This is a genomic window from Pseudomonas sp. 6D_7.1_Bac1 (assembly GCF_025465945.1).
Lineage (GTDB): Bacteria > Pseudomonadota > Gammaproteobacteria > Pseudomonadales > Pseudomonadaceae > Aquipseudomonas.
In genome coordinates, this window is sequence record NZ_JANLNW010000081.1 from 40,141 (window position 1) to 66,936 (window position 26,796).

Consider the following 26,796-nt stretch of genomic DNA (forward strand, 5'->3'; position numbering starts at 1 on the left):
CTAAGCGCTGGCCTTTTTTGTTCATTTTCTGGCTCCACGACCTGGACTCGAACCAGGGACCCAGTGATTAACAGTCACTTGCTCTACCAACTGAGCTATCGCGGAATGCGACGTATGTTACTGATTAAGAAGGACAAGTCAAGCGTGGATTGCTCGAATGGCACATTTTTAGCTGAGCGGTGAAGATTCCTGGGTGAGAAGGGCGCTGTCAGCCATTGGCGGTTACCAGAATCGTGGCAGAGGTCTACCATGGCCCCCCGGAAGTGGTTTCACGCGCTACCGGCCCTCAGCCGAAAAGGTACGCGTCATGACTCACCCATCACTGTTCACTGCTTCCCTGCTGCGCGAGGTGTTCGTATGAGCATCGCGCAGATCAGCCTGCCCAAAGGTGTCGGGCCGCATGCGGAGAAACTCTTCGACGCGATTACTCAGGCGAGCACCGCGGATGAACTGAATCGCGCTGGCGGCAAGGCCGAAGGGTTTGTGCTGGGGCTGGAAAGCACCAAGGCGATTAAAAGCCAGGTTGCCGAATCGCTGTATGTGGCTTATGACGACGCCGCCAGTCAGCGCTCGGCTGAGCTGGTGGGCTGATCGACCTTAACCGCCGAAGGTAAAGGTGCCGAGCAAGAACTTGGCATACAGTGCCGTGGCGGCCAGTTGCACCAGCCACAGGGCCAGGCCGCCGAGAAACACGCCCAAGGCAACCTGCCAGACCAGCCCGCTGCTGCGTTTGGCCTGGTTGCGTGGTACGAAGTGGTCCAGCTCTTCATCGCGGTCAGCGCGTAAATCATCGTTTTTCATATCGGTTCTCTGAAGTATCGGAAATACGCAGTATGTGTGCAGTCTAGAGTGCTCGTTCGCAGTGTTGATTATTATCTGCTCGCCAACGAAAAGGGGAAGCCAATCGGCTTCCCCTTTTCTGTCGCGCGTGTGGCTTAGATCACCTGAACGATGGCCTTGGTCACTGCGTCGATGTTGTTCTGGTTCAGCGCGGCCACGCAGATGCGGCCGGTGTCCAGGGCGTAGATGCCGAACTCGTTGCGCAGACGGGTCACTTGCTCAACCGTCAGGCCGGAGTACGAGAACATGCCGCGTTGACGACCGACGAAGCTGAAGTCGCGCTCAGGCGCGTTTTTCGCCAGCAGATCGACCATCTGCGTGCGCATGCCGCGAATGCGCAGACGCATTTCGGCCAGTTCCTGTTCCCACTGGGCGCGCAGCTCAGGGCTGTTCAGCACGGCGGCAACGATGGCTGCGCCGTGGGTCGGCGGGTTGGAGTAGTTGGTGCGGATTACGCGTTTGACTTGCGACAGTACGCGAGCGCTTTCTTCTTTCGATTCGCTGACGATCGACAGCGCGCCAACACGTTCGCCGTACAGCGAGAACGATTTGGAGAACGAGCTGGATACAAAGAAGTCCAGGCCCGACTCGGCGAACAGGCGCACAGCGGCGGCGTCTTCGTCGATGCCGTCGCCAAAGCCCTGGTAGGCCATGTCGAGGAACGGTACGAGGTTTTTCGCCTTGACCACGTCCAGCACGTTGTTCCAGTCCGCCGGGCTGAGGTCGACACCCGTCGGGTTGTGGCAGCACGCGTGCAGCACAACGATCGAGCCGGCCGGCAGGGCGTTCAGGTCTTCCAGCAGGCCAGCGCGGTTCACGTCGTGAGTTGCGGCGTCGTAGTAGCGGTAGTTCTGCACCGGGAAACCGGCGGTTTCGAACAGTGCGCGGTGGTTTTCCCAGCTCGGGTCGCTGATCGCAACGACGGCGTTTGGCAGCAGTTGCTTGAGGAAGTCAGCGCCGATTTTCAGAGCGCCAGTACCGCCGACGGACTGAGTCGTGACAACCCGGCCAGCGGCGAGCAGTGGCGAGTCTTTACCGAACAGCAGCTTTTGCACGGCCTGGTCGTAGGCCGCAATGCCGTCGATCGGCAGGTAGCCACGGGAAGCATGTTGAGCAGCGCGAATTGTCTCGGCTTCGACAACGGCTCGCAGGAGTGGAATTCGCCCCTCCTCGTTGCAATAAACACCGACCCCCAGGTTGACCTTGTCGGTACGGGTATCGGCGTTGAATGCTTCGTTGAGGCCCAGGATTGGATCGCGTGGTGCCATTTCGACAGCGGAGAACAGGCTCATTATTGCGGCGGCTCTGAATGGAATGTGGAGGGACGTGTGGCGCTCCAGCCGAATGCACTAGAGCGGTGCACAAACGGGGAGCTAGTATAGAGGCCATCATCGGGCACGGCGACAGGCGTTTCGGCTTTTCGGGCAAGTTTTTCGGATTATTTTTCGGCTGTTAGTCTTATTGTCACGTCTATGGCTTAGGGGCATGTAGGACGTTTGCCTTGAAACTAGAGGTATTCGGCACCACATCAACGGTTATCATGATTTTTCCCAGCGACATTTGTCGTGAGCGGTCTTCACCGTTCTGGCGCGTCTGCCCGCGCCAGAGTGACCCCCTCCGAGGAAACTCCCTCCTTGGAAACCAAGAGGTACGTTATGTCTGAATTCCAGCTAGTCACCCGCTTCGAGCCCGCCGGCGATCAGCCGGAAGCCATCCGTTTGATGGTCGAGGGCATCGAGGCCGGGCTGGCGCACCAGACGTTGCTCGGTGTGACCGGTTCGGGCAAGACTTTCAGCATTGCCAACGTGATCGCCCAGGTGCAGCGGCCGACGCTGGTGCTGGCGCCGAACAAGACCCTGGCCGCGCAGTTGTACGGCGAGTTCAAGGCGTTCTTCCCGAACAACGCGGTGGAGTACTTCGTTTCTTACTACGACTACTACCAGCCCGAAGCCTATGTGCCGTCGTCCGACACCTTCATCGAGAAGGACGCCTCGATCAACGACCACATCGAGCAGATGCGCCTGTCGGCGACCAAAGCGCTGCTGGAGCGCAAGGATGCGATCATCGTCACCACCGTGTCGTGTATCTACGGCCTGGGCAGCCCGGAAACCTATCTGAAAATGGTGCTGCACGTGGATCGCGGCGACAAGCTCGATCAGCGCGCCTTGCTGCGCCGTTTGGCCGACCTGCAATACACTCGCAACGACATGGATTTTGCCCGCGCGACCTTCCGCGTGCGTGGCGATGTGATTGATATCCACCCGGCGGAATCCGACTTTGAAGCGATCCGTATTGAGCTCTTCGATGATGAAGTGGAGAAGATTTCTGCCTTCGATCCGTTGACCGGCGAAGTGATTCGCCAACTGCCGCGTTTCACCTTCTATCCGAAAAGCCACTATGTAACACCGCGAGAAACCCTGCTGGGGGCCATCGAAGGGATCAAGGTTGAGCTGCAGGAGCGCCTGGAATACCTGCGCTCCAACAATAAACTGGTGGAAGCCCAAAGGCTGGAGCAACGCACCCGTTTTGATCTGGAAATGATTCTGGAGCTGGGTTACTGCAACGGCATCGAAAACTACTCGCGCTACCTGTCGGGCCGTGAATCCGGTGAGCCGCCGCCCACCTTGTTTGACTATCTGCCAGCCGATGCCTTGTTGGTGATCGACGAATCCCACGTCAGCGTGCCGCAGGTCGGTGCGATGTATAAGGGCGACCGTTCGCGTAAAGAGACGCTGGTTGAATACGGCTTCCGTCTGCCGTCGGCGCTGGACAACCGGCCAATGCGCTTTGACGAATGGGAAAGCATCAGTCCGCAGACGATTTTCGTCTCGGCGACCCCCGGCAACTATGAGGCCGAGCACGCCGGTCGAGTGATCGAGCAACTGGTGCGGCCGACCGGCCTGGTCGATCCACAAATCGAAATCCGCCCGGCGCTGACCCAGGTCGACGACTTGCTCTCGGAAATCACCAAGCGTGTGGCGCTGGAAGAGCGGGTGTTGGTTACTACGCTGACCAAGCGCATGTCCGAGGACTTGACCGACTACCTGGCCGACCACGGTGTGCGCGTGCGCTATCTGCACTCGGATATTGATACTGTGGAGCGGGTCGAGATTATCCGCGACTTGCGTCTGGGTACCTTCGATGTGCTGGTGGGGATCAACCTGCTGCGTGAAGGTCTGGACATGCCGGAAGTGTCGCTGGTGGCGATTCTCGATGCGGACAAGGAAGGCTTCCTGCGTTCCGAGCGCTCGCTGATCCAGACCATCGGCCGCGCAGCGCGTAACCTCAACGGCCGGGCGATTCTGTATGCGGACCGGATCACCGGCTCCATGGAGCGGGCGATTGGCGAGACCGAGCGTCGTCGCGACAAACAAATCGCCTTCAACCTGGCCAACGGCATTACCCCCAAAGGGGTGTTCAAGGACGTTGCCGACATCATGGAAGGCGCCGTCGTGCCGGGCTCGCGCAGCAAGAAGCGCAAGGGCATGGCCAAGGCTGCCGAAGAGAGTGCCCGCTACGAAAACGAATTGCGTTCGCCGAGCGAAATCTCCAAGCGCATTCGTCAGCTGGAAGAGAAGATGTACCAACTCGCCCGCGACCTGGAGTTCGAAGCGGCCGCACAGACACGCGACGAAATTGCCAAGATGCGCGAGCGGTTGTTGACCGTCTGAGTTTTGCGGTGGCTGACAGGCCCCCATCGCGGTCTCAGTGTGCTTCCCCAGCCTTCAACCCGGCCGGCAACGCCTTGGTCAGAAAAATCGCCAGCATGCTCACTCCCAGCGCAATCCCGACAAAGTGAAACGCATCGTTGTAGGCCATGATCGAGGCCTGCTGATGGGCAATCTCGCTGAGCTTGCCCAGTGCGGCTGTTTCGCTGCCAAATCGATCAGTCATGCTGGCCATGCGTTCGGCCACCTGCGGGTTGCTCGGGACGATCGACTCACGCAAATAATCAAAGTAGGTCTTGGTCCGCGCATCCAGCAACGTGGCGAGCAGGGCGATGCCAATCGCGCCGCCGAGGTTACGCAGGATGTTGAACAGGCTCGAAGCGGAGCCTGCATCCTGCGGCAGGATGTACGCGGTGGCGATCAGCGAGATGGTCACCATGATCAGCGGCTGGCCCAGCGCCCTGATGAGCTGGATCTGGTTGAACTGTGGTCCGGCGAAATCCGGGTTGAGTGCGCCTGAAAGAAAACTCGCCAAGCCAAACAGGCCAAAACCGAGGGTGCACAGCCACTTTGGCGAAACGAACTTCATCAGTTTCGGTACCAGCGGAATCAGGAACAGCTGCGGCACGCCCATCCACATGATCACTTCGCCGATCTGCAAGGCGTTGTAGTTCTGGATCTGCGCCAGATACAGCGGTAACAGATAGATCGAGCCGTACAGCCCGACGCCCATGCCCAGGCTGGATATGCTCGACAAGCCAAAATTGCGGTTACGCAGGATGCCCAGGTTGATCAGCGGATTGGGCTTGGACACCTGCACGATCACAAAGGTGATCAGGCTCAGCAGCGCGATGCTGCCCAGCGTCACGATCAGGTTCGATTCCAGCCAGTCCTTGCGATGGCCTTCCTCAAGAAACACCTGCAAGCAACCGAGGCCAACCGCCAGTGTGAGAATGCCCATGTAGTCGGTGCTTTTCAGCAGCTCCCAGTGTGACTCTTTCTTCTCCAGGCCATAAAGCAGGCCGGCGATCATGATTATCCCGGGCGGCACGTTGATATAGAAAATGTACTTCCAGCCCCAGTTCTCCGTCAGCCAGCCGCCAATGGTCGGGCCGATGGACGGGGCGAAGGTCGCGGTCATGGCGAACATTGCCATGCCTTTGGCGCGATGGTGCTCGGGGAGTTTGATCAGTGTCAGGGTGAACGCCAGCGGGATCAGCGCGCCGCCGGTAAAGCCCTGCAAGGCGCGGAACACGATCATGCTCTCCAGGCTCCAGGCCATGGAGCAGAGCAGGGAGGCTGCGAGAAAACCCAGCGAAACCCACACTGCCAGGCGTCGTGCCGAGAGCAGCTGCACCAGCCACGCGGTGAGCGGGATCATGATGATTTCCGCCACCAGGTACGAGGTGGAAATCCACGAGCCTTCTTCCAGGGTGGCTGACAGCGCACCCTGAATGTCCTTGAGCGAGGAGTTGGTGATCTGGATGTCGAGCACCGCCATGAAGGCGCCGAGCATCGCGCTCATAACCGCAATCCAGTCCCGCCGGGTCGGCTCGCCGACCGGGCGGATCAGTTGATCACCGGCCATCGACAGGGTCTTTGATGTTTACTTTGACGGTGACCGACATGCCTGGACGGATCTTGCCGTGCAGCGGATTGTCAGCGGCAAAGGTCAGTTTCACCGGAATCCGTTGTACGACTTTGGTGAAGTTACCGGTGGCATTGTCGGGGGGCAGCAGGCTGAACTGTGCTCCCGAAGCCGCGAACAGGCTCTCGACCCGGGCTTCGATCGGCGTGTCGCTGTATGCGTCGAACGTCAGCTCGGCTTTTTGCCCAGGCTGCATGTGGCCAATCTGGGTTTCCTTGAAGTTGGCCTGAATCCAGATGTCCTGATCCGGGACGATCGACAGCAGGTAAGCGCCGGCCTGTACGTATTGGCCGTTGCGGGCAGCGCGCTGGCCGATCAGGCCGCTGATGGGGGCGTGGATTTCGCTGCGGGTCAGGTTTAGTCGGGCCTGGGCCAGATCGGTTTTGGCGTTGGCGATCTGCGCGTCAAGACGTTTGATCTCGGCCGCCAAGGCATTGACCTGCTGGTGCTGGGCCTGGGCGTCGGCCTGGGCCTTGGCCACTTGCGAGCGGGCGATGTGGTTGTCGGCGGAGAGGGTGGTCACTCGCTCTTCCGAGACGTAACCCGGTTTACGCAGGGTTTGCGCGCGGGACAGATCGATTTGCGAGCGGCCGAGGGTGGCCTGGCTGGCAGCGACCTGAGCTTCGCTGGCGGCAATCAGGCTGCCCTGCTGGGTCAGTTTGCTCTGGGCTTGCAGGCGCTCGGCTTCGCGAGTGGCGAGGGTCGCGTTAGCGCGGTCGACGGCGAGATGAAAGTCATCGCCTTCAAGTCGGATCAGCAACTGGCCTTTTTCGACGTGCTGGTTGTCCTGCACCAGCACTTCCTCAATGCGCGCACCCAACTGGCTGGAGACCCGGGTGATTTCACCCTGGACATAAGCGTTATCGGTGCTTTCATAAAACCGTCCCTTGAAGAACCATTGAGCAAAGAAGCTCCCGGCAATCAGCAGGACGATAAACAGGAAAGTAAACAGGCGACGCTTGAGTTGGGCAGGCATGGGCAGACTGTAGTCGAGAAAGTGTAAGGAGATTTATCAGGACTTGAATCTGTCACATAGCCGATAAGCGGTAAATGCCACTTCTGGATAATCCGGCATTCAGCGGCGTTAGAGCCTTTTGTAGCCTCAACGTTGGCTTAAATGCCCTGCTCACTGGAGCCGGGCGGGCAACGCCTGTTACCATTCGCCCCCTGTTTCATCTCCGCTTTTTATATTCTTTCGAGACATGCCATGACCACCGTCCGCACTCGCATCGCGCCATCGCCTACCGGCGATCCCCATGTCGGCACCGCTTACATCGCTTTGTTCAACTACTGCTTTGCCAAGCAGCATGGCGGTGAGTTCATCCTGCGGATTGAAGACACCGACCAATTGCGTTCGACCCGCGAGTCCGAGCAGCAGATTTTCGATGCCTTGCGCTGGTTGGGCATCAACTGGAGCGAAGGCCCGGACGTTGGCGGCCCGCACGGTCCGTATCGCCAGAGCGAGCGCGGTGACATTTATCAGAAGTACTGCCAGCAGTTGGTTGATCTGGGTCACGCCTTCCCGTGCTTCTGCACGGCTGAAGAACTGGACCAGATGCGTGCCGAGCAAATGGCCCGCGGCGAAACTCCGCGTTATGACGGCCGTGCGCTGTTGCTCTCCAAGGAAGAAGTCGCGCGCCGCCTGGCCGCTGGCGAGCCGCACGTGATCCGTATGAAAGTGCCGACCGAAGGCGTCTGCGTGGTGCCGGACATGCTGCGTGGCGACGTCGAGATCCCGTGGGATCGCATGGACATGCAAGTGTTGATGAAGACCGATGGTCTGCCGACTTACTTCCTGGCCAACGTGGTCGACGACCATCTGATGGGCATCACCCACGTATTGCGCGGTGAAGAGTGGCTGCCGTCGGCACCGAAGCTGATCCTGCTTTACGAGTACTTCGGCTGGGAACAACCGGCGCTGTGCTACATGCCGCTGCTGCGTAACCCGGACAAGAGCAAGCTGTCCAAGCGCAAGAACCCGACCTCGGTGACGTTCTACGAGCGCATGGGCTTCATGCCGGAAGCGATGCTCAACTATCTGGGTCGCATGGGCTGGTCGATGCCGGACGAGCGCGAGAAGTTCTCGTTGCAGGAAATGGTCGACAACTTCGACCTCTCGCGCGTTTCCCTGGGCGGGCCGATTTTCGACGTCGAGAAACTGTCGTGGCTCAACGGTCAATGGCTGCGTGATCTGCCGGTGGAAGAGTTCGCCAGCCGTGTGCAGACCTGGGCGCTGAACCCCGAGTACATGATGAAGATCGCGCCGCACGTGCAGGGTCGGGTTGAAACGTTCAGCCAGATCGCACCGTTGGCCGGGTTCTTCTTCGCCGGTGGCGTGACTCCGGATGCCAAATTGTTCGAATCCAAGAAACTGTCCGGCGATCAGGTTCGCCAGCTGATGCAGTTGATTCTGTGGAAGCTCGAAAGCCTGCGTCAGTGGGAGAAGGACAGCATCACCGCGACCATTCAGGCGGTGGTCGAATCCCTGGAGTTGAAGCTGCGTGACGCGATGCCGCTGATGTTCGCGGCCATCACCGGTCAGGCCAGTTCGGTCTCGGTGCTGGATGCGATGGAAATCCTCGGTCCGGACCTTACGCGTTTCCGTCTGCGCCAGGCCATCGACTTGCTCGGCGGCGTGTCCAAGAAAGAAAACAAAGAGTGGGAAAAGCTTCTGGGCGCTATCGCGTAGGAGCTGCAGAAGGCTCGGGCCGCGTTCGGGCGATCTTTCCAAAAGCCCCGGATTCTCGGGGGAGGGCGGTAAGTGATTGTTATGGCGGCAAAAAACTTTGGAAATTGTTAAAAATAAGTTTGACAGCTTTCCGATGCGCCATTAAGATTCGCCCCGTCCTCAGCGATGAGGGGCTATAGCTCAGCTGGGAGAGCGCTTGCATGGCATGCAAGAGGTCGACGGTTCGATCCCGTCTAGCTCCACCAATTTACACTTCAAGGCTTGGCCACACGGGTCTTGAAGCGATCAGCACTCAGCGTTGATCAGTGTATAGAAGGGTTTGCGTCCCCTTCGTCTAGTGGCCTAGGACACCGCCCTTTCACGGCGGTAACAGGGGTTCGAGTCCCCTAGGGGACGCCAGTTTTACAGAAGTGATGTTGCAAAACATCGCTCCGCCGCGAGGCGAAAAATCCGGGGCTATAGCTCAGCTGGGAGAGCGCTTGCATGGCATGCAAGAGGTCGACGGTTCGATCCCGTCTAGCTCCACCAATTTTACAGTTCAAGGCCTGGCCACACCGGCCTTGAATCGATCAGTACTCAGCACTGATCAGTTGTATAGAAGGGTTTGTGTCCCCTTCGTCTAGTGGCCTAGGACACCGCCCTTTCACGGCGGTAACAGGGGTTCGAGTCCCCTAGGGGACGCCACGATTACCCGCTCTGCGGGATTTATAAGGGTCATTCAATTATTGAATGGCCCTTTTGTTTGTCTGGCGTTTGGCCAATCTCCTCATTCTCCCAACACTGTTCTTCTGACCAACGGTCACATCAACGACTTGCGAAAAATTATTATGAGAATAATATTTTAATCGTAATATTCGGAGGCAACGATGAACGACAAAAAAGCTCAAACCCGTGAACGCATTCTCCAGGCCGCCAGCTCTGCGCTGATTCAGCGTGGTCCGGCAGAGCCCAGCGTGGGTGAAGTGATGGGGGCTGCCGGCCTTACTGTCGGTGGCTTCTATGCGCACTTCGAAAGCAAGGACGCAATGATGCTGGAGGCTTTCACTCAATTGCTCGGCCAGCGTCGGGCGCTGATCGCCGAAATGGACGCCGAGCTGACGGGCGAGGAGCGCAGGGCGTTGGTTGCTGCGTTTTACCTGTCACGCAAACACCGCGATTCCACTGAGCACGCCTGCCCGATTCCGGCATCGGTCGGGGAGTTGGGGCGTCTGCCGGATGAGTTTCGGCTGGCCTTGAATGAGCACGTCGAGCTGATGGTCGCGCAGTTGGCCGCCAGCCCGGAAGACATCGACAAAGCGTTGGCTGACTTGGCGCTGATGGTCGGTGGTTTGGCCCTGGCGCGGGCGCTGGGTGCCGGTGAGTTGTCCGATCGATTACTGCGTGCCGCCAAGTCGGCGGTGCTATGACCTGAAGCACAAGCCTTTGGAGATGAGCGATGAGCACGTTAAGTTGGGTTCGTGGCGTTAATGGCACCTTGGGCTGGGTTGCACCACAGCTGGTGGCAAGCAAGATGCGTTTGGCGTTCATGACGCCGCGCGAGTTGCCACCACGGGATTGGGAAATGCCGCTGCTGGCGAATTCCGAGCGGATCACATTGCGCTTCGGTCTTTCAGCGTTGCGCTGGGGGCAGGGCCCGACGGTGCTGCTGATGCACGGTTGGGAAGGTCGGCCGACGCAATTCGCCAGCCTGATCACGGCACTGGTAGACGCTGGCTACACCGTGGTCGCGCTGGATGGCCCGGCTCATGGTCGCTCTCCTGGTCGCGAGGCCAACGTCGTGCTGTTTGCTCGCGCCATGCTCGAAGCGGCGGCGGAGCTGCCACCCTTGCAAGCCGTCATCGGTCACTCCATGGGCGGTGCCAGTGCGATGCTCGCCGTTCAACTGGGGCTGCGCACTGAAACTCTGGTCAGCATCGCCGCGCCGGCGCGGATTCTCGCTGTGTTGCGCGGCTTTGCCCGTCACGTTCGCATGCCGCCCAAGGCGCGCTCGGCGTTTATCCGCAAGGTCGAGCAGGATGTGGGCATCCAGGCCTCACGACTCGACGTCGCCCATTATCAGTTGGATATGCCAGGGCTGATCGTACACGCCGAAGACGACTGCTTTGTCTCGGTCAAGGAGTCGCAGCTGATTCACGATGCCTGGTTCGACAGTCGCCTATTGCGCCTGGAAGAGGGTGGTCATCAACGAGTATTGGCTGATCCGCGATTGATCGAAGGTGTGCTGTCGCTGTTGTCCGGTCGTAGCTTGCAGGCGCGCCAATCTGCCTGATCATCCGTTACACTGCCCCGGTCGAATAATCTGACCGGGAGTGGGGCATGGGCTGGGATCGGGCAACGCCATTTATCATTGACCTGCAGGTGGCTGCCGAGGACATCGATGGGCTGGGGCACGCCAATAATGCGGTGTATGTCACCTGGCTCGAACGCTGCGCCTGGCGTCATTCGCAGCGCCTTGGGCTGGACCTGACCGAATATCGGCGGCTGGACCGGGCGATGGCCGTGGTACGCCACGAAATCGATTATCTGGCCGCCGCCTATGAGGACGATGAATTGCAGTTGGCGACCTGGATCGTCGACTGGGATCAGCGCCTGAAGATGACCCGGCACTTCCAGCTGATCCGCCCCAGCGACAATGCCACGTTGCTGCGGGCGCAAACCACGTTTGTCTGCATCGAGCTGTCTAGCGGCAAGCCCAAACGCATGCCGGCGGAGTTCATCGAAGGCTACGGCCCGGCGTTGCACATCAGCGCCTGATTACCCTGTGGCGAGGGAGCTTGCTCCCGCTCGGCTGCGAAGCAGCCGTAAAGCCAGTCAATGCAGTGTGCCTGAAGATATGCGATTGCATGTTTTGGGGCCGCTCTGCGCCCCAGCGGGAGCAAGCTCCCTCGCCACAGGAGCGGGCGCAAGTCTTTCGATTGATAATCCAGTAAACTGCCGCACGTTTTTCGTTGAGTGTTTTCCATGCAAATTGCTTTGGCGCCCATGGAGGGGTTGGTCGACAACATCCTGCGGGACGTGCTGACCCGTGTCGGCGGTATCGATTGGTGCGTGACCGAGTTCATTCGGATCAACGATCAACTGCTCACACCTGCCTATTTCCACAAGTTCGGCCCTGAACTGCTGAACGGCGCCAGGACCGCTGCCGGCGTGCCGTTGCGTGTTCAACTGCTCGGTTCCGATCCGGTGTGCCTGGCGGAAAACGCCGCGCTGGCCTGTGAGCTTGGGTCCGAGGTCATCGACCTGAATTTTGGTTGCCCGGCCAAGACCGTCAACAAATCGCGGGGCGGGGCGGTGCTGCTCAAAGAGCCGGAGCTGCTCAACGAAATCGTCGAGCACGTACGCCGAGCGGTGCCAGCGCACATTCCGGTGACCGCCAAAATGCGTCTGGGTTTCGACAGCCCTGACGGCGCACTGGTGTGTGCCACTGCCTTGGCCGAAGGCGGCGCTGAGCACATCGTGGTGCACGCACGAACCAAGACTGACGGCTACAAACCGCCAGCGCATTGGGAGTGGATCCCGCGGGTGCAGGAAGTGGTCAAGGTGCCGGTGTTCGCCAATGGTGATATCTGGAGCGTTGAAGACTGGCGCCGTTGCCGCGAGATCAGCGGTGTGGAAGACATCATGCTCGGTCGCGGCCTGGTCTCGCGCCCAGACCTGGCGCGGCAAATCGCTGCCGCACGGGCGGGTGAGGAAGTGGTCGAGATGACCTGGGCTGAGTTACTGCCCCTGCTTCAGGACTTCTGGCTTCAAGCCAAGGCGCAGATGACGCCGCGCCAGTCGCCGGGTCGCTTGAAGCAGTGGCTGGCGATGCTGACCCGCAACTATCCCGAAGCGGTGGAGCTGTTCACCGTCCTGCGTCGCGAGACCGAACTGGATCAGGTGTCGCGTTTGCTGGGTGTTCCGGTCACCGAAGCGGCCTGAAAAGAATCCGCAAAATTTCTCTTGAAAAGCAATATGAAAAGGGTGCCATCGGCGCCCTTTTTTGTGCCCGTCATTTGAGCAGTTTGAGGAAACCCTCCAGCGGCAGTGGTCGGCTGTGCAGGTAGCCTTGATACAAGTGGCAGCCCAACCCCTGCAAAAACTCAAGCTGTTCGGGGGTTTCGACGCCTTCGGCAATCACTGTCAGTTCAAGGCTGCGTGCCATGGCGACAATGGCGCGGATGATTTCCGCGTCGTTCGGATCGCTGGTCGCATCGCGGATAAAGGACTGGTCGATTTTCAGCGTATCCACCGGCAGGCGTTTGAGATAAGTCAGCGAGGAGTAGCCGGTGCCAAAATCGTCCATGGCAAAGCTGACGCCGAGTTTCTTCAAGCGGCGCATTTTGCTGATGGTGTCGTCCAGGTTCTGGATCACGATGCCTTCGGTGATCTCCAGCTTGAGCAGCGACCACGGCAGTTCGTGACTGCTCAGGCTGTGTTCGATTCGTTCGACGAAGTCGTTCTGGCGAAATTGCCGTGGGCTGATGTTCACGCAGAGACTGAAGTTCAGCGGGTCGATCAGGCCTCGATCGATCAGTTGCCTGAAAGCCTTGCAGGCTTCATCGAGGATCCAGGTGCCGACTTCCAGGATCAGTCCGCTGTCCTCCAGCACCTTGATGAATTCGGTGGGCGATTGCTCACCTAGTTGCGGGTGGTGCCAGCGCACCAAGGCTTCGGCGCCGATAATGCGATCGTCCTGGGCATCTACCTGAGGCTGGTAGTGCACGCTGAACTCGCCCCGCGAAAGGGCCAGGCGCAGGTCGGTTTCCATACGCAGGCGCTCACTGGCGGCTTTTTGCATGGTGTTGTGGAACATCTGCGTGGTGTTGCGCCCCGAGTCCTTGGCCCGGTAAAGGGCGATGTCGGCACGCTTGAGCAGGTCGGTCGGGGTTGAACCGTGATCGGGAATCAAGGCCACGCCGATGCTCGGTGTAACTTGCAGGCGCTGACCGTCGAGGAACATCGGCTCCGACAGCAGTTCGCGCAAGGTGTCGGCCAGCTCGCGAACCTGTTCGCTGACCTCGCTGCGTGTACCTTCCAGGCCGCTCAACAGCACCACGAATTCATCGCCACCCAGCCGCGCCACGGTGTCTTCCATGCGCACGCTGGCTTCGAGCCGCGCGGTGATGATTTTCAGCACCGTGTCGCCCACCGGGTGCCCCAGCGAGTCATTGATGTGCTTGAAGTGGTCGAGATCGAGGAACAGCAGGGCGCCGCGCAGGTTGTGGCGTTTGAGCAGGGCGATCTGCTGGCTCAGGCGATCCATCAGCAATGCACGATTGGGCAGGTTGGTCAGCGGGTCGTGGTAGGCCAGGTGACGGATCTGCGCTTCGGCATTTTTCAGCAGGCTGACGTCCCGGGCGGTCAGCAGCAGGCAGGCGGTTTCGTTCAGGGTGATGGGCTCGACCGACACCTCGACCGTGAGAATCTCGCCGCGCTTGTTGCGTCCGAGCATTTCCTGGTGATGCACCCGGCCTTTGATCCGCAATTCGGCCAGCAGGGCCGAGCGTTGTTTTTCTTCGGCCCAGATGCCGACCTGATACACCGTTTTGCCAATCACTTCATCGGCGCGGTAGCCGGTCAAACGGCAGAATCCGTCGTTGACCTCCAGGTAACGTCCGCTGTCGCGCTCGGTGATGGTGATGGCGTCGGGGCTGGAGTGAAACGCCTTGGCGAATTTTTCTTCACTGGCCTTGAGCGCTGCCTCGGAGCGTTGTTGCTGGGTGATGTCACGCAGGGTGGTGACGATGCACGGCTCGTTGCCGACGCTGATCTGTCGGCTGGAAATCACGCAGGTCAGGGATTGCCCATCCTTGTGGTGAACGATGATCGCGACGTTGTTCAGCGCTTGTTCGCGAATCACCTGTTCAATGCGTTGCTGGCGCTTCACCGAGGCGTCCCAGAGGCCTATTTCGTCGGCGCTGCGGTCGATGACGTCACTGGCAGTCCAGCCGAAGGTCTGAGTGAAGGCGGAGTTGATCTCGATGAACTGGCCGGTGTCCTGACGCGTGACGCAGATCGGGTCCGGGCTGACCTGGAACAGGCTGGCGAATTTTTCTTCGGAGGTGATCAGGCGTTGCTCGCGCTCCACTTGATCGGTGATGTCGAGCAGGGTGCCGGCCATGCGCAATGGTGCGCCGGACTCATCGCGATAGAGCCGTGCGCGGCTTTCCAGATAGCGCGAACTGCCGTCGGGCAATTGCACGTGGTAGGTCAGTTGATAATTGCCGGCCGGGCCTTCGCGCAAGCTGCGGTAAGCATCGCGCATGCTGTCGCGCTCACTGTCGGGCACGCCTTCGAAAAACGCATCGAAGGGCTCGTGAAAGGGCACCGGGTCCAGGCCATGCAACTGCGCGGCACGGGCTGAGCCGTAGAGCATGCCACTGGGAATGTGCCAGTCCCAGGTGCCGAGTTGCGCGGAATCGAGGGCTAGGTCGAGGCGCTCCTGGCTGTCCTTGAGCGCTTGCTCGGCGAGTTTGCTTTCGCTGGTGTCCAGGAACGTGCTGAGCAGGTAGGCCTGGCCTTCGAGCTCAACTTTTTGCGCGCTGAGAATACCATCGTGGACCTGGCCGTTACTGGCGCGAAACTGCACTTCCCGGCTGACCAGCTCGCCTTTGGCCTTGGTTGCCTTGATCAGTTCGGCGCGTTGCTCCGGGTGCACCCAGAGGCCCAGTTCCAGCGTCGTGCGGCCGATCACGCTTTGCACGGGCCAGCCGAACAGGCTTTCGAAGTATTGATTGGCTTCGCTGATCAGGCCGTCTTCCTGACGGGTCAGCAGTACCATGTTCGGGCATAGATGAAACAGTGTTGCGAAGCGTTTCTCCGAGCTGCTCAGGGCCTGTTCACGCTGGCGTTGATGGGTGATCTCGCGGATCACCCCGATCATCCGTGGTCGACCGTGTTTGTCCGGCAGCAGGCTGCCGTTGATCTCCAGCCAGTGCAGGCTGCCGTCGGGCCAGCGGATCCGGTGATGCATTGCCTGTTCCAATGGCGCGCCGGCCACCACGGCATTAAAGGCGCGCAGCGCTTTCGCGCGATCCTCCACCGGTAATAAATCCAGGTATTCCAGATCGGCCGGCAGCGGCTGCTTGGGGTCAAACCCGAACAAGGCCTGGGTCCCCCGTGACCAACTGATCAGCCCGCGTTCAATGTCCCAGTACCAAGCGCCCAGATGTGCGCCGTTCAAGGCAGCGAGCAATTGTGGCGCGCTCTCCCAACTTTGCTCCGAGGCACGCGGGTCGAGCGCCTGAATGCGTGGCATTGGGGGCGTACGTGGGCGAGAGCGGTCAACAGATTTGGGCATTGGCAACAGGCCTTGGGCTGAGTTTGGCGTTTGGCACTGGGGTTTGCTGCCTTACAGGATTAGCACAACTTAGCCTTTACTCCCTGGCAAATCGATTTGTGCGTCCAGCAAGGCCATGAAAGCCCGTGCAGCATTCGACAGCGTCCGTTCGGTGTGCACGATATAGCCTAGCTGGCGAGTGAGCTGTATGCCCGGTAAAGGAATACTTGCCACTTGATCATCGAGCATGGTGCGCGGCAAAACGCTCCAGGCCAGGCCAATGGAAACCATCATCTTGATAGTTTCCAGGTAGTTAGTGCTCATCGCGATGTTCGGCGTCAGCCCCTGGGCTTCGAAAAGCCGTTGCACGATATGGTGGGTAAAAGTGTTGCCACCGGGAAAAACCGCCGGGTGGCGAGCAATATCGGCCAGGCTGACCGCGCCGTTGCTGATCAGCGAGTGTTCCGGGGCCACGACGAAGTCCAGCGGGTCGTCCCACACCGGCGTGGCTTTCACCAGTGTGTGAGGTTCGGGTGCCAGGGTGATGACCGCCAGTTCAGCGCGGCCGTGAAGAATTTCCTCGTAGGCGACTTCCGAATCGAGGAACTGAATATCCAGCGCAACCTCGGGATAACGCCGGGTGAACGCCCGCAGCAAGGGTGGCAGGCGGTGCAGGCCGATGTGATGACTGGTCGCCAGCGTCAGACGGCCGGTTACTTCGCCGGTCAGGTTGGTCAGCGCCCGGCGTGTGTCATCCAGCACATTGAGAATCTGATAAGCCCGCGGCAGCAGGGCGCGCCCGGCCTCGGTCAGGCTGACTTCCCGGCCCAGTCGATCAAACAGTCGCACATTAAGTTGCTGCTCCAGCCCGGCGATGCGTTTGCTGATGGCTGGCTGGGTCAGATGCAGGCGTTCACCCGCGCCGGAGAAGCTGCCGGTCTCGGCGATGGCGATAAAGGCATTGAGGTTGGCCAGGTCCATGGTTGTATTCCAGTTGGTTATCCAAAGCATGAAAATTATGAATTTGAGTTATTTAATGTAACCCCATAGGATCGACCTCACAAGCCAAGGGGTTATTGAATCGCTTCAAAACCCAGGGCATAGAAACAAGCTGATGAGGAAACGTCTGATGGCCGGCAAAACGCTCTACGACAAGCTCTGGGATTCGCATTTGGTCAAACAGCGCGACGATGGTTCGGCGCTGATCTACATCGACCGTCACATCATTCATGAAGTGACCTCGCCGCAAGCCTTCGAAGGTCTGCGTCTGGCCGGGCGCAAGCCATGGCGCATCGATGCCAACATCGCCACCCCGGACCACAACGTACCGACGACTCCAGAGCGCAAGGGCGGCATCGCCGCCATCGCCGACGAAGTCTCGCGTTTGCAGGTTCAGACCCTCGATGACAACTGTGACGAATATGGCATCGTCGAATTCAAGATGAATGACGTGCGTCAAGGCATCGTCCACGTGATTGGCCCGGAGCAGGGCGCAACCTTGCCGGGCATGACCGTGGTCTGCGGTGACTCCCATACCTCGACCCACGGCGCTTTCGGCGCTTTGGCTCACGGTATCGGCACTTCCGAGGTCGAGCACGTGCTCGCCACCCAGTGCCTGGTCGCCAAGAAAATGAAGAACATGCTGGTTTGCGTCGAAGGCACCTTGCCGTTCGGCGTGACCGCCAAGGACATCGTTCTGGCTGTCATCGGCAAGATCGGCACCGCTGGCGGTAACGGCCACGCCATCGAGTTCGCCGGCAGCGCGATTCGTGAGTTGTCGGTCGAAGGCCGCATGACCATCTGCAACATGTCCATCGAAGCCGGTGCGCGAGTCGGTTTGGTCGCCGCCGATGAAAAGACCGTTGCCTACGTCAAGGGTCGCCCGTTCGCACCGAAAGGCGCGGAGTGGGACTTGGCGGTCGAAGCCTGGAAAGACCTGGTTTCCGATGCTGACGCGAAGTTCGACACCATCGTTGAGCTCGATGCGGCGCAGATCAAGCCGCAAGTCAGCTGGGGTACTTCCCCGGAAATGGTGCTCGCCGTCGATCAGAACGTGCCGGATCCGGCCAAGGAAATGGACCTGGTCAAGCGCGACTCTATCGTCCGCGCCCTGAAATACATGGGTTTGACCGCGAATCAGGCAATCACCGACATTCAGCTGGACCGCGTGTTCATTGGTTCCTGCACCAACTCGCGGATTGAAGATTTGCGCGCTGCGGCGGTGATCGCCAAGGGCCGTAAGGTGGCTTCGACCATCAAGCAAGCCATTGTGGTACCAGGTTCGGGCCTGGTGAAGGCTCAAGCCGAAGCTGAGGGGCTGGACAAGATTTTCCTCGAGGCCGGTTTTGAATGGCGCGAGCCAGGCTGCTCGATGTGCCTGGCGATGAACCCGGACCGTTTGGAATCCGGCGAGCATTGCGCATCGACCTCCAACCGTAACTTCGAAGGTCGTCAGGGCGCCGGTGGCCGTACGCATTTGGTGAGCCCGGCCATGGCCGCCGCCGCCGCCGTCAACGGTCGTTTCGTTGACGTCCGTGAATTGATCTAAAGGAGCGCAGCATGAAAGCTTTTACCCAGCACACTGGTCTTGTCGCGCCTTTGGATCGTGCCAACGTCGACACCGACCAGATCATTCCCAAGCAGTTCTTGAAGTCGATCAAGCGCACCGGTTTCGGTCCGAACCTGTTCGATGAGTGGCGTTACCTGGACGTGGGTCAACCGTATCAGGACAACTCCAAGCGTCCGTTGAACAAGGACTTCGTGCTCAATGCCGAGCGTTATCAAGGGGCCAGCGTGTTGCTCGCCCGGGAAAACTTCGGCTGCGGTTCGAGCCGCGAGCACGCACCGTGGGCCCTGGAAGAGTACGGTTTCCGCAGCATCATCGCGCCGAGCTACGCCGACATTTTCTTCAACAACAGCTTCAAGAACGGCTTGCTGCCGATCATCTTGAGCGACGCTGAAGTCGACGAATTGTTTGCGCAAGTGGAAGCCAATCCTGGCTACCAGTTGCAGATCGACTTGCAGGCCCAGACCGTGACCCGTCCTGACGGCAAGGTTTTGAGCTTTGAAATCGACGCTTTCCGCAAACACTGCCTGCTCAACGGTCTGGACGATATCGGCCTGACCTTGCAGGACGGCGATGCGATTGCCACGTTCGAAGCCAAGCACCGCGCCAGTCAGCCGTGGTTGTTTCGCGATGCCTGATTTTGCGTAAGGCGTAATGACGCCATCGCGAGCAGGCTAGCTCCCACATTGGATTTGCGGTGTTCACAGAACCCCTGTGGGAGCGAGCCTGCTCGCGATGAGGCCCGAATAATCACCACAAGACCCACCCCAAAAAGGAAGTCACCATGACCAACAGCGTTCAGCACAGCCAAGTGGTACAAAAGCAATTCGGTGAGCAGGCTGCGGCCTACCTGAGCAGCGCAGTACACGCCCAGGGCACCGAATTCGCACTGCTGCAGGCCGAACTGGCAGGTCGCGGTGATGCGCGGGTGCTGGACCTGGGCTGCGGCGCCGGTCATGTGAGTTTTCATGTGGCTTCGCTGGTGAAAGAAGTAGTGGCCTACGACCTGTCGCAGCAGATGCTCGACGTAGTAGCGGGTGCTGCGGTTGATCGCGGTCTGAACAACGTGACCACCGTGCTCGGCGCGGCGGAACGTCTGCCATTCGCCGATGGCGAGTTCGATTTCGTTTTCAGCCGTTATTCGGCGCACCATTGGAGCGATCTCGGGCAGGCATTGCGCGAAGTGCGCCGGGTGCTCAAGCCGGGTGGGGTGGCAGCGTTCATTGACGTCTTGTCGCCGGGCAGTCCACTGTTCGACACTTACCTGCAAAGCGTTGAGGTTCTGCGCGACACCAGCCACGTACGTGATTATTCCGCCGGCGAGTGGTTGCGTCAGATCAGCGAGGCGGGGCTGCACACCCGTAGCACTACGCGCCAGCGGCTGCATCTGGAGTACACCTCTTGGGTCGAGCGCATGCGCACACCGCAAGCATTGCGCGTGGCGATCCGCGAATTGCAGCAGGCGATGGGCAATGAAGTTCGCGAGTATTTCGAGATTGAAGCCGATGGTTCGTTCAGTACCGATGTGCTGGTGCTGATGGCTGAAAGATAAGCGCCGAACGCTAGAATTTTTCCCCGGCGAACCCGCGAGCCTTAGGGCGCGCCGACTGATGACATGAGGAACGCATGAGCAAGCAGATTCTGATTCTCCCAGGTGACGGCATTGGTCCGGAAATCATGGCCGAAGCGGTCAAGGTGCTGGAGCTGGCCAACGACAAGTTCGCGCTGGATTTTGAGCTGAGCCATGACGTGATCGGCGGCGCAGCCATCGACAAGCACGGCGTGCCGTTGGCCGACGAAACCCTGGCCCGCGCTCGCGCTGCCGATGCGGTGCTGCTGGGTGCGGTGGGCGGTCCGAAATGGGACACCATCGAGCGCGACATTCGTCCAGAGCGCGGCTTGTTGAAGATTCGCGCGCAACTGGGCCTGTTCGGCAACCTGCGTCCGGCGATCCTGTACCCGCAACTGGCCGAGGCTTCCAGCCTGAAGGCGGAAATCGTCGCCGGTCTGGATATCCTGATCGTTCGTGAGCTGACCGGCGGCATCTACTTCGGCGCGCCACGTGGCGTGCGCGAACTGGAAAACGGCGAGCGTCAGGCGTACGACACCCTGCCGTACAGCGAAAGCGAAATCCGTCGTATCGCCCGCGTCGGTTTCGACATGGCGCGCGTACGTGGCAAGAAGCTCTGCTCGGTCGACAAGGCCAACGTTCTGGCTTCCAGCCAGCTGTGGCGTGAAATCGTCGAGCAAGTGGCCAAGGATTACCCGGATGTCGAGTTGAGCCACATGTACGTCGACAACGCCGCCATGCAGCTGGTGCGTGCACCGAAGCAGTTCGACGTGATCGTCACCGACAACCTGTTTGGCGATATCCTGTCTGACGAAGCCTCGATGCTCACCGGTTCCATCGGCATGTTGCCGTCGGCCTCGCTGGATGCCAACAATAAAGGCATGTACGAGCCTTGCCACGGGTCGGCGCCGGACATCGCAGGCAAAGGCATTGCCAACCCGTTGGCGACGATTCTGTCGGTGTCGATGATGCTGCGTTACAGCTTCAATCAGGTTGCGGCGGCTGATGCCATCGAAAAAGCCGTCAGCCTGGTATTGGACCAAGGGCTGCGCACAGGTGACATCTGGTCGCCGGGTTGCGCGAAAGTGGGTACGCAGGAAATGGGCGACGCAGTAGTCGCAGCGCTGCGGAATCTGTAATCTCTCGGGCCCCGCTTGTCGCTGATGCCGGCAAGCGAGCCCACTTTTTGTAAAAGGTGTAGTTGCGATGAAACGTGTAGGTCTGATCGGTTGGCGCGGTATGGTCGGTTCCGTGCTCATGCAGCGGATGCTGGAAGAGCAGGATTTCGATCTTATTGAGCCGGTGTTTTTCACCACTTCCAATGTCGGTGGCCAAGGCCCGTCCGTGGGCAAGGACATTGCTCCGCTCAAAGACGCTTACAGCATTGAAGAGCTGAAAACCCTCGACGTGATTCTGACCTGCCAGGGTGGCGACTACACCAGCGAAGTCTTCCCGAAACTGCGCGAAGCCGGCTGGCAGGGTTACTGGATCGACGCCGCTTCCAGCCTGCGCATGCAGGATGACGCAGTCATCGTGCTGGACCCGGTGAACCGCAAGGTCATCGACCAGCAGCTCGACGCCGGCACCAAGAACTACATCGGCGGCAACTGCACCGTCAGCCTGATGCTGATGGGCCTGGGCGGTCTGTTTGAGGCCGGTCTGGTGGAGTGGATGAGCGCCATGACCTATCAGGCAGCCTCCGGTGCCGGCGCGCAGAACATGCGTGAGCTGATCAAGCAAATGGGCGCGACCCACGCCGCTGTCGCCGATCAACTGGCTGATCCGGCCAGTGCGATCCTCGACATCGACCGTCGTGTTGCCGAAGCCATGCGCAGCGATGCTTACCCGACCGAAAACTTCGGCGTGCCATTGGCCGGCAGCCTGATCCCGTGGATCGACAAAGAGCTGCCAAACGGTCAGAGCCGCGAAGAGTGGAAGGCCCAGGCCGAGACCAACAAGATCCTCGGTCGCTTCAAGAGCCCGATCCCGGTGGATGGCATCTGCGTGCGCATCGGCGCCATGCGTTGCCACAGTCAGGCGTTGACCATCAAGCTGAACAAAGACGTGCCGATCGCCGATATCGAAGGGCTGATCAGTCAGCACAACCCTTGGGTCAAACTGGTGCCGAACCAGCGTGAGATCAGCATGCAGGAGCTGAGCCCGACCAAGGTCACCGGCACCCTGAACGTACCGGTTGGCCGTCTGCGCAAGCTGAACATGGGTTCGCAGTTCGTCGGTGCATTCACCGTTGGCGACCAGTTGCTGTGGGGCGCGGCCGAGCCGCTGCGTCGCATGCTGCGGATCCTGCTGGAGCGTTGATCCGCCGAGGCAATGAAACAACCCGCATCTCGAAAGAGCTGCGGGTTTTTTTATGGGCGTTGTAGTGTCAGTCAAGCCGCCATCGCGAGCAGGCTCGCTCCCACAATGAAATCACCGAACCCCGTGGGAGCGAGCCTGCTCGCGATGGCGTCGGCGCGGACACCACATATACCCAGCAGAATTGCCTGCATGCCAGCCACCCGGTAAAGTGCCGCTCCCCCCCGTTTCGCCTGAGGTAGATCCATGAGCCAGTCCTTTGATATCGCCGTTGTCGGCGCCACCGGTACTGTCGGCGAAACCCTCGTCCAGATTCTTGAAGAACGTGACTTCCCGGTTGCCAACCTGCACCTGCTGGCCAGCAGTGAGTCGGCAGGGCATTCGGTGCCGTTTCGTGGCAAAAACGTGCGGGTGCGGGAAGTCGACGAATTTGACTTCAGCAAGGTGCAACTGGTGTTCTTCGCCGCCGGCCCAGCGGTCACTCTGAGCTTCGCGCCGCGTGCCACTGCCGCTGGTTGCGCGCTGATCGATTTGTCCGGCGCCTTGCCGGCCGCACAAGCGCCGCAGGTGGTGCCGGAAGCCAACAGCCAAGTGTTGGCCGGCTTGAAAAAGCCTTTTCAGGTGAGCAGCCCAAGTGCATCGGCCACCACCCTGGCCGTGGTGCTGGCACCGTTGCGCGAAGTGCTCGACTTGCAGCGAGTCACGCTCACCGCCAGCCTGGCGGTTTCTGCCCAAGGCCGCGAGGCGGTCACTGAGCTGGCCCGACAGACGGCTGAGCTGTTGAATGTTCGCCCGCTGGAACCGCGTTTCTTTGATCGGCAAATGGCCTTCAACCTTCTGGCACAAGTCGGCACGCCGGATGCTCAGGGCCATACGCTGCTGGAAAAGCGCCTGGTTCGAGAGCTGCGTGAGGTCATGGCGCAACCTTCATTAAAGATTTCTGTCACGTGCATTCAAGCCCCGGTGTTTTTCGGCGATAGCTTTAGCGTGACCTTGCAGTCTGCCAAGGCCGTTGACCTGGCGGCGGTGAATGTGGCGCTGGAAGCAGCGCCGGGTGTCGAACTGGTCGAGGCGGGTGACTACCCGACGCCGGTAGGCGATGCGGTCGGGCAGGACGTGGTCTACGTTGGTCGGGTTCGCGGCGGTGTCGACGACCCGGCGGAACTTAATCTGTGGCTGACGTCAGATAACGTACGCAAAGGCGCGGCACTCAACGCAGTGCAGGTGGCTGAGTTGTTGATAAAAGACCTTGTGTAAAAGATACTTGGCAACAATTTGCAGAATAATTCTGGTCGTACAGGCCACCAGGCCTGAATGCTGGAGGCGAGCCACCATCTGGGGCTTCCAAGGGCGTAAGTGAAATAAGCGCGCGCAGGGACTCTTCGAGACTGCGCGCAATGCCTTACGGCAGCGGTTATCAACATCTTCTCGCTTGCCGAGGAACGTTCAAACAAAGGATGAGGCTATGGTTCAAGTTCGCAAACTGGTGTTAGCAATAGCGGCCGCCTCGGCGCTGTCCTCCGGTATGGCGCATGCCCTCGGGCTTGGGGAATTGACCCTGAAGTCGACCCTGAACCAGCCGCTGGTGGCAGAAATCGAGCTGCTCGACGTCAAGGACCTCACCGCTGCCGAAGTGGTGCCGAGCCTGGCTTCGGCCGACGACTTCGCCAAGGCCGGGGTTGACCGTCAGGCATTCCTCAATGACCTGACGTTCACGCCAGTGCTCAATGCCAGTGGTAAAAGCATCCTGCGGGTGACTTCAAGTCAGCCACTCTCCGAGCCTATGGTGAAATTCCTGGTTCAGGTGATGTGGCCAAACGGCCGTCTGCTGCGCGATTACAGTGTGCTGCTCGATCCGTCAAAATTCTCGCCGCAGACGGCTGACGCTGCGGCGCAACCCGCGCCGTCTCAAGCGCCTGCCGTCAACGCACCGATGACTGGCGCGAGCAAGCCTGCGCAGCACCTCACGACCCCGCGCGACACTTTGTGGGAAATCGCTGCGAAGGCGCGTAATGGCGGTTCGATCCAGCAAACCATGCTGGCGATCCAGGCACTGAACCCGGACGCCTTTATCGATGGCAACATCAATCGGTTGAAAACCGGTCAGGTCTTGCGCCTGCCGGACGCCACACAAAGCACCAGCCTGCCACAGCCCAAAGCCATTGCTGAAGTCGCCGCGCAGAACACTGCCTGGCGTCATGGGCGTCGCTCGGCTCACCGGGCGCAGGCGCAACAGCTCGACGCAACCAAGCACGGGCGTGATGTTGTCGCGCCGCAAGGTAACGCCAAGGACAACCTGAGCCTGGTCTCGGCCGAGTCTGGCAAGAAGGGTGGTAAAGGTGCCGCGGGCGATAGCAAGGCCATCAGCAACAAGCTGGCGGTGACCAAGGAAAGCCTCGATACGACTCGTCGCGACAATGCCGAACTGAAAAGCCGCATGACTGACTTGCAGAGTCAGTTGGACAAACTCCAGCGTTTGATCGAGCTGAAGAATAATCAACTGGCCAAGATGCAGGCAGAGGGCTCGGGCACAGGTGCTGCTCAGCCTTCCGCGACGATGCCGGCTGAGCTGGTCGCCCAGCCTGCTGCGGCGCCAGCAACGCCCGCGGCTCCTGCACTGACGCCAGATGCAGCGCCGGCCGCAGTGCCTGCCGAGACGCCGATTCAGGCAAGCCCTGTGGCAAGTGATGAGCAAAAGTACAACGAGCTGCTGACCAATCCGGTGCTGTTGGGGCTGGTGGGCGGCGGTGCTGTGGTGCTGCTGTTGCTTCTGTTGCTGCTGGCGCGTCGTCGCAAGGCTCAACAGGAAGCCGAGAAGCACACGCGCATGGCCAAGGCTTTGGCTGAAGAGTCGGACTTGACTGAAGACCTGGATCTGCCGGAGAGCAGCTTCGAAGGCCTTGAAGTTCCACCGCCAGTCGTCAAGCTTGCGACGCCTCCAGCTCCAGTCGTGGAGCCGGTGGTGGTGACGCCTCCGATTGCTGCGCCATTGATAGCGCCTGCGGCCGAGCGTTCGGACGATGTTCTGGCGCAAGCCCAGTCGCACATCAATGCCGGGCGTCTGAATCAGGCGGCCAGTCTGCTCGAAGAAGGCATCAAGCAAGAGCCGCAACGCAGCGACCTGCGCTTGAAGCTGATGGAAGTCTACGGCCAGCAGGGCGATCGCAGTGCGTTCGTGGCGCAAGAGCGTCAGTTGGTTGCCAATGGCAAAAACCATGCGGACGTCGAGCAGCTGAAAAGCCGTTTCCCGGCGATGGTTGCCGTGGCTGCCGTTGGCGGTATCGCCGCAGCAGCAGTTGCCGCTGAACTGGATGCGCAGTACGTCAAGGACCTGCTGCACGATGAGCCACAGGCACCCGCCCCGGCACCTGAAGCTGCACCCACCCCGGTGCCGGCCGATGATGACTTCGACAGCGCCTTCGATCTGAGCCTGGACGACCTGGAAGCCGCATCGCCAGCAGTCGTTGCACCTGAACCGGTAGCGGAGCTGGAGCCTTTCCCGCTCGACGACGATCTGAGCTTCGAATCCGTTCTGCAACAACAGACCGACGCCAAGGACAGTCTTGAAGATCTGTCGGATTTCGACCTTGATCTGGGCGGCGACCTGCCGGATGCGGCCCTGGCTGACGACGAATTCCTGCTCGATCTCGACGACGGTCTGAAAGACCTGCCGGTGGCCGAGTCGCCTGCAGTCACCGAAGCGGCGCTTGATGATCTGGAGTTACCGGCCGATTTCGACCTGTCCCTGGCGGATGAAGTCGATGCTCAAGCCAAGCCTGAGCCGGACGACTTCATGTCCGAGCTGGACGACGTCAATGCTGAGCTGGATCGTTTGTCCGGTAGCCTGGAACATCCGGCTATCGCCGAGCCAAGTTTTACCGCTGAAGATGCTGCGATGGGAATGGATGAGCCCGAGTTTGATTTCCTCTCGGGCACTGACGAAGTCGCGACCAAGCTGGATCTGGCGCAGGCGTACATCGACATGGGTGACAACGATGGTGCGCGGGACATCCTCGGTGAGGTGATCAGCGAGGGGAATGACGGTCAGAAAAGCGAAGCCAAGGAAATGTTGGCGCGTATAGCTTGAGTGATCGATAAGTTGTAAACAAAGCGGCAGCCCATTGAGGCTGCCGTTTTTGTTACAGAGGTAGGCATCATTTAGCGGTTGGTCACGTAACCCGTGGCGAGGGGGGCAGCTCCCGCGCCCCAACTTGCTAACAACAGGCCCCCAATTTATC

The 26,796-nt window shown here is 59.9% G+C and carries 20 protein-coding genes and 5 tRNA genes; 18 read left to right on the forward strand and 7 right to left on the reverse strand.

Annotated features, from left to right (window positions below):
- Positions 1-29: 29 nt before the first annotated feature.
- Positions 30-105 (reverse strand) — tRNA-Asn (locus tag NTD87_RS26080).
- 252 nt (positions 106-357) lie between these two features.
- Here NTD87_RS26080 and NTD87_RS26085 point away from each other — a divergent pair.
- Positions 358-591, forward strand: a complete 234-nt coding sequence (locus tag NTD87_RS26085; RefSeq protein WP_262117071.1) for a hypothetical protein — start codon at positions 358-360, stop codon at positions 589-591.
- A gap of 6 nt (positions 592-597) precedes the next feature.
- Here NTD87_RS26085 and NTD87_RS26090 read toward each other — a convergent pair whose 3' ends face one another.
- On the reverse strand, positions 598-801 hold the full coding sequence (locus tag NTD87_RS26090; protein WP_262117072.1) for a hypothetical protein: 204 nt from the start codon (positions 799-801) through the stop codon (positions 598-600).
- 134 nt (positions 802-935) lie between these two features.
- Positions 936-2,132 carry an amino acid aminotransferase gene (locus NTD87_RS26095; RefSeq protein WP_262117073.1) on the reverse strand — a complete coding sequence of 399 codons (1,197 nt, stop codon included), beginning with the start codon at positions 2,130-2,132 and terminating at the stop codon, positions 936-938.
- A gap of 363 nt (positions 2,133-2,495) precedes the next feature.
- Between NTD87_RS26095 and uvrB the strand changes: the two genes are divergently transcribed.
- Positions 2,496-4,511 carry an excinuclease ABC subunit UvrB gene (gene uvrB, locus NTD87_RS26100; RefSeq protein WP_262117074.1) on the forward strand — a complete coding sequence of 672 codons (2,016 nt, stop codon included), beginning with the start codon at positions 2,496-2,498 and terminating at the stop codon, positions 4,509-4,511.
- A 34-nt stretch (positions 4,512-4,545) separates the two neighbouring features.
- On the opposite strand, the gene NTD87_RS26105 is transcribed toward uvrB, so the two are convergent.
- Positions 4,546-6,096: an MDR family MFS transporter gene (locus tag NTD87_RS26105; RefSeq protein ID WP_262117075.1), complete on the reverse strand. Its 1,551-nt coding sequence runs from the start codon at positions 6,094-6,096 to the stop codon at positions 4,546-4,548.
- On the reverse strand, positions 6,086-7,132 hold the full coding sequence (locus NTD87_RS26110) for an HlyD family secretion protein (RefSeq protein ID WP_262117076.1): 1,047 nt from the start codon (positions 7,130-7,132) through the stop codon (positions 6,086-6,088). The genes NTD87_RS26105 and NTD87_RS26110 overlap by 11 nt, the downstream gene beginning before the upstream one ends.
- 231 nt (positions 7,133-7,363) lie before the next feature.
- Between NTD87_RS26110 and gltX the strand changes: the two genes are divergently transcribed.
- The 9 genes from gltX to NTD87_RS26155 all read left to right on the forward strand — a co-directional run bounded on the left by gltX (position 7,364) and on the right by NTD87_RS26155 (position 12,766).
- Positions 7,364-8,845 (forward strand): glutamate--tRNA ligase, encoded by a 1,482-nt coding sequence (gene gltX / locus NTD87_RS26115; RefSeq protein WP_262117077.1) that lies wholly within the window; start codon positions 7,364-7,366, stop codon positions 8,843-8,845.
- A gap of 169 nt (positions 8,846-9,014) precedes the next feature.
- A tRNA-Ala gene (locus NTD87_RS26120) sits at positions 9,015-9,090 on the forward strand.
- Between the two features lie 78 nt (positions 9,091-9,168).
- Positions 9,169-9,244, forward strand: a tRNA-Glu gene (locus NTD87_RS26125).
- Between the two features lie 53 nt (positions 9,245-9,297).
- A tRNA-Ala gene (locus NTD87_RS26130) sits at positions 9,298-9,373 on the forward strand.
- An 80-nt stretch (positions 9,374-9,453) separates the two neighbouring features.
- Positions 9,454-9,529, forward strand: a tRNA-Glu gene (locus tag NTD87_RS26135).
- 182 nt (positions 9,530-9,711) lie between these two features.
- Positions 9,712-10,251 carry a TetR/AcrR family transcriptional regulator gene (locus tag NTD87_RS26140; RefSeq protein ID WP_262117078.1) on the forward strand — a complete coding sequence of 180 codons (540 nt, stop codon included), beginning with the start codon at positions 9,712-9,714 and terminating at the stop codon, positions 10,249-10,251.
- A 29-nt stretch (positions 10,252-10,280) separates the two neighbouring features.
- Entirely contained in the window at positions 10,281-11,114 is an 834-nt protein-coding gene (locus NTD87_RS26145; protein WP_262117079.1) for an alpha/beta fold hydrolase, read from the forward strand.
- Between the two features lie 47 nt (positions 11,115-11,161).
- Positions 11,162-11,599, forward strand: a complete 438-nt coding sequence (locus NTD87_RS26150) for an acyl-CoA thioesterase (RefSeq protein ID WP_262117080.1) — start codon at positions 11,162-11,164, stop codon at positions 11,597-11,599.
- Between the two features lie 207 nt (positions 11,600-11,806).
- Positions 11,807-12,766, forward strand: coding sequence for a tRNA dihydrouridine synthase (locus tag NTD87_RS26155; protein WP_262117081.1), 960 nt, complete (start codon positions 11,807-11,809; stop codon positions 12,764-12,766).
- Positions 12,767-12,836: 70 nt separating this feature from the next.
- Here NTD87_RS26155 and NTD87_RS26160 read toward each other — a convergent pair whose 3' ends face one another.
- Positions 12,837-16,127 (reverse strand): EAL domain-containing protein, encoded by a 3,291-nt coding sequence (locus NTD87_RS26160; protein WP_262117082.1) that lies wholly within the window; start codon positions 16,125-16,127, stop codon positions 12,837-12,839.
- A gap of 69 nt (positions 16,128-16,196) precedes the next feature.
- Positions 16,197-17,087 carry a LysR family transcriptional regulator gene (locus tag NTD87_RS26165; protein WP_262117083.1) on the reverse strand — a complete coding sequence of 297 codons (891 nt, stop codon included), beginning with the start codon at positions 17,085-17,087 and terminating at the stop codon, positions 16,197-16,199.
- Between the two features lie 148 nt (positions 17,088-17,235).
- Here NTD87_RS26165 and leuC point away from each other — a divergent pair, with 148 nt between their 5' ends.
- The 7 genes from leuC (at position 17,236) to NTD87_RS26200 (ending at position 26,645) form a co-directional block, all read left to right on the forward strand.
- On the forward strand, positions 17,236-18,654 hold the full coding sequence (gene leuC, locus NTD87_RS26170; protein WP_262117088.1) for a 3-isopropylmalate dehydratase large subunit: 1,419 nt from the start codon (positions 17,236-17,238) through the stop codon (positions 18,652-18,654).
- A gap of 11 nt (positions 18,655-18,665) precedes the next feature.
- The gene (leuD, locus tag NTD87_RS26175) at positions 18,666-19,310 is read left to right on the forward strand and encodes a 3-isopropylmalate dehydratase small subunit (RefSeq protein WP_071550854.1); all 645 of its coding nucleotides are present in this window, start codon (positions 18,666-18,668) and stop codon (positions 19,308-19,310) included.
- A 146-nt stretch (positions 19,311-19,456) separates the two neighbouring features.
- On the forward strand, positions 19,457-20,224 hold the full coding sequence (locus NTD87_RS26180) for a class I SAM-dependent methyltransferase (protein ID WP_262117084.1): 768 nt from the start codon (positions 19,457-19,459) through the stop codon (positions 20,222-20,224).
- A 74-nt stretch (positions 20,225-20,298) separates the two neighbouring features.
- Positions 20,299-21,381, forward strand: a complete 1,083-nt coding sequence (gene leuB / locus NTD87_RS26185; RefSeq protein ID WP_262117085.1) for a 3-isopropylmalate dehydrogenase — start codon at positions 20,299-20,301, stop codon at positions 21,379-21,381.
- A gap of 67 nt (positions 21,382-21,448) precedes the next feature.
- Positions 21,449-22,561: an aspartate-semialdehyde dehydrogenase gene (gene asd / locus NTD87_RS26190; RefSeq protein ID WP_123425727.1), complete on the forward strand. Its 1,113-nt coding sequence runs from the start codon at positions 21,449-21,451 to the stop codon at positions 22,559-22,561.
- 243 nt (positions 22,562-22,804) lie between these two features.
- Positions 22,805-23,815, forward strand: a complete 1,011-nt coding sequence (locus NTD87_RS26195; protein ID WP_262117086.1) for an aspartate-semialdehyde dehydrogenase — start codon at positions 22,805-22,807, stop codon at positions 23,813-23,815.
- Between the two features lie 208 nt (positions 23,816-24,023).
- Positions 24,024-26,645, forward strand: coding sequence for a FimV/HubP family polar landmark protein (locus NTD87_RS26200; protein ID WP_262117087.1), 2,622 nt, complete (start codon positions 24,024-24,026; stop codon positions 26,643-26,645).
- Positions 26,646-26,796: the final 151 nt, after the last annotated feature.

Excerpts from the sequence above, each read along its gene's own strand:
- NTD87_RS26110 (WP_262117076.1), bottom strand. The coding sequence starts at position 7,132 with ATGCCTGCCCAACTCAAGCGTCGCCTGTTTACTTTCCTGTTTATCGTC.
- NTD87_RS26165 (WP_262117083.1), bottom strand. The coding sequence starts at position 17,087 with ATGGACCTGGCCAACCTCAATGCCTTTATCGCCATCGCCGAGACCGGC.
- NTD87_RS26150 (WP_262117080.1), top strand. The coding sequence starts at position 11,162 with ATGGGCTGGGATCGGGCAACGCCATTTATCATTGACCTGCAGGTGGCT.
- NTD87_RS26105 (WP_262117075.1), bottom strand. The coding sequence starts at position 6,096 with ATGGCCGGTGATCAACTGATCCGCCCGGTCGGCGAGCCGACCCGGCGG.
- NTD87_RS26085 (WP_262117071.1), top strand. The coding sequence starts at position 358 with ATGAGCATCGCGCAGATCAGCCTGCCCAAAGGTGTCGGGCCGCATGCG.
- gltX (WP_262117077.1), top strand. The coding sequence starts at position 7,364 with ATGACCACCGTCCGCACTCGCATCGCGCCATCGCCTACCGGCGATCCC.
- uvrB (WP_262117074.1), top strand. The coding sequence starts at position 2,496 with ATGTCTGAATTCCAGCTAGTCACCCGCTTCGAGCCCGCCGGCGATCAG.
- NTD87_RS26095 (WP_262117073.1), bottom strand. The coding sequence starts at position 2,132 with ATGAGCCTGTTCTCCGCTGTCGAAATGGCACCACGCGATCCAATCCTG.
- NTD87_RS26180 (WP_262117084.1), top strand. The coding sequence starts at position 19,457 with ATGACCAACAGCGTTCAGCACAGCCAAGTGGTACAAAAGCAATTCGGT.
- NTD87_RS26160 (WP_262117082.1), bottom strand. The coding sequence starts at position 16,127 with ATGCCCAAATCTGTTGACCGCTCTCGCCCACGTACGCCCCCAATGCCA.
- leuD (WP_071550854.1), top strand. The coding sequence starts at position 18,666 with ATGAAAGCTTTTACCCAGCACACTGGTCTTGTCGCGCCTTTGGATCGT.
- NTD87_RS26145 (WP_262117079.1), top strand. The coding sequence starts at position 10,281 with ATGAGCACGTTAAGTTGGGTTCGTGGCGTTAATGGCACCTTGGGCTGG.
- NTD87_RS26195 (WP_262117086.1), top strand. The coding sequence starts at position 22,805 with ATGAGCCAGTCCTTTGATATCGCCGTTGTCGGCGCCACCGGTACTGTC.
- NTD87_RS26090 (WP_262117072.1), bottom strand. The coding sequence starts at position 801 with ATGAAAAACGATGATTTACGCGCTGACCGCGATGAAGAGCTGGACCAC.
- leuB (WP_262117085.1), top strand. The coding sequence starts at position 20,299 with ATGAGCAAGCAGATTCTGATTCTCCCAGGTGACGGCATTGGTCCGGAA.
- NTD87_RS26200 (WP_262117087.1), top strand. The coding sequence starts at position 24,024 with ATGGTTCAAGTTCGCAAACTGGTGTTAGCAATAGCGGCCGCCTCGGCG.
- NTD87_RS26140 (WP_262117078.1), top strand. The coding sequence starts at position 9,712 with ATGAACGACAAAAAAGCTCAAACCCGTGAACGCATTCTCCAGGCCGCC.
- asd (WP_123425727.1), top strand. The coding sequence starts at position 21,449 with ATGAAACGTGTAGGTCTGATCGGTTGGCGCGGTATGGTCGGTTCCGTG.
- NTD87_RS26155 (WP_262117081.1), top strand. The coding sequence starts at position 11,807 with ATGCAAATTGCTTTGGCGCCCATGGAGGGGTTGGTCGACAACATCCTG.
- leuC (WP_262117088.1), top strand. The coding sequence starts at position 17,236 with ATGGCCGGCAAAACGCTCTACGACAAGCTCTGGGATTCGCATTTGGTC.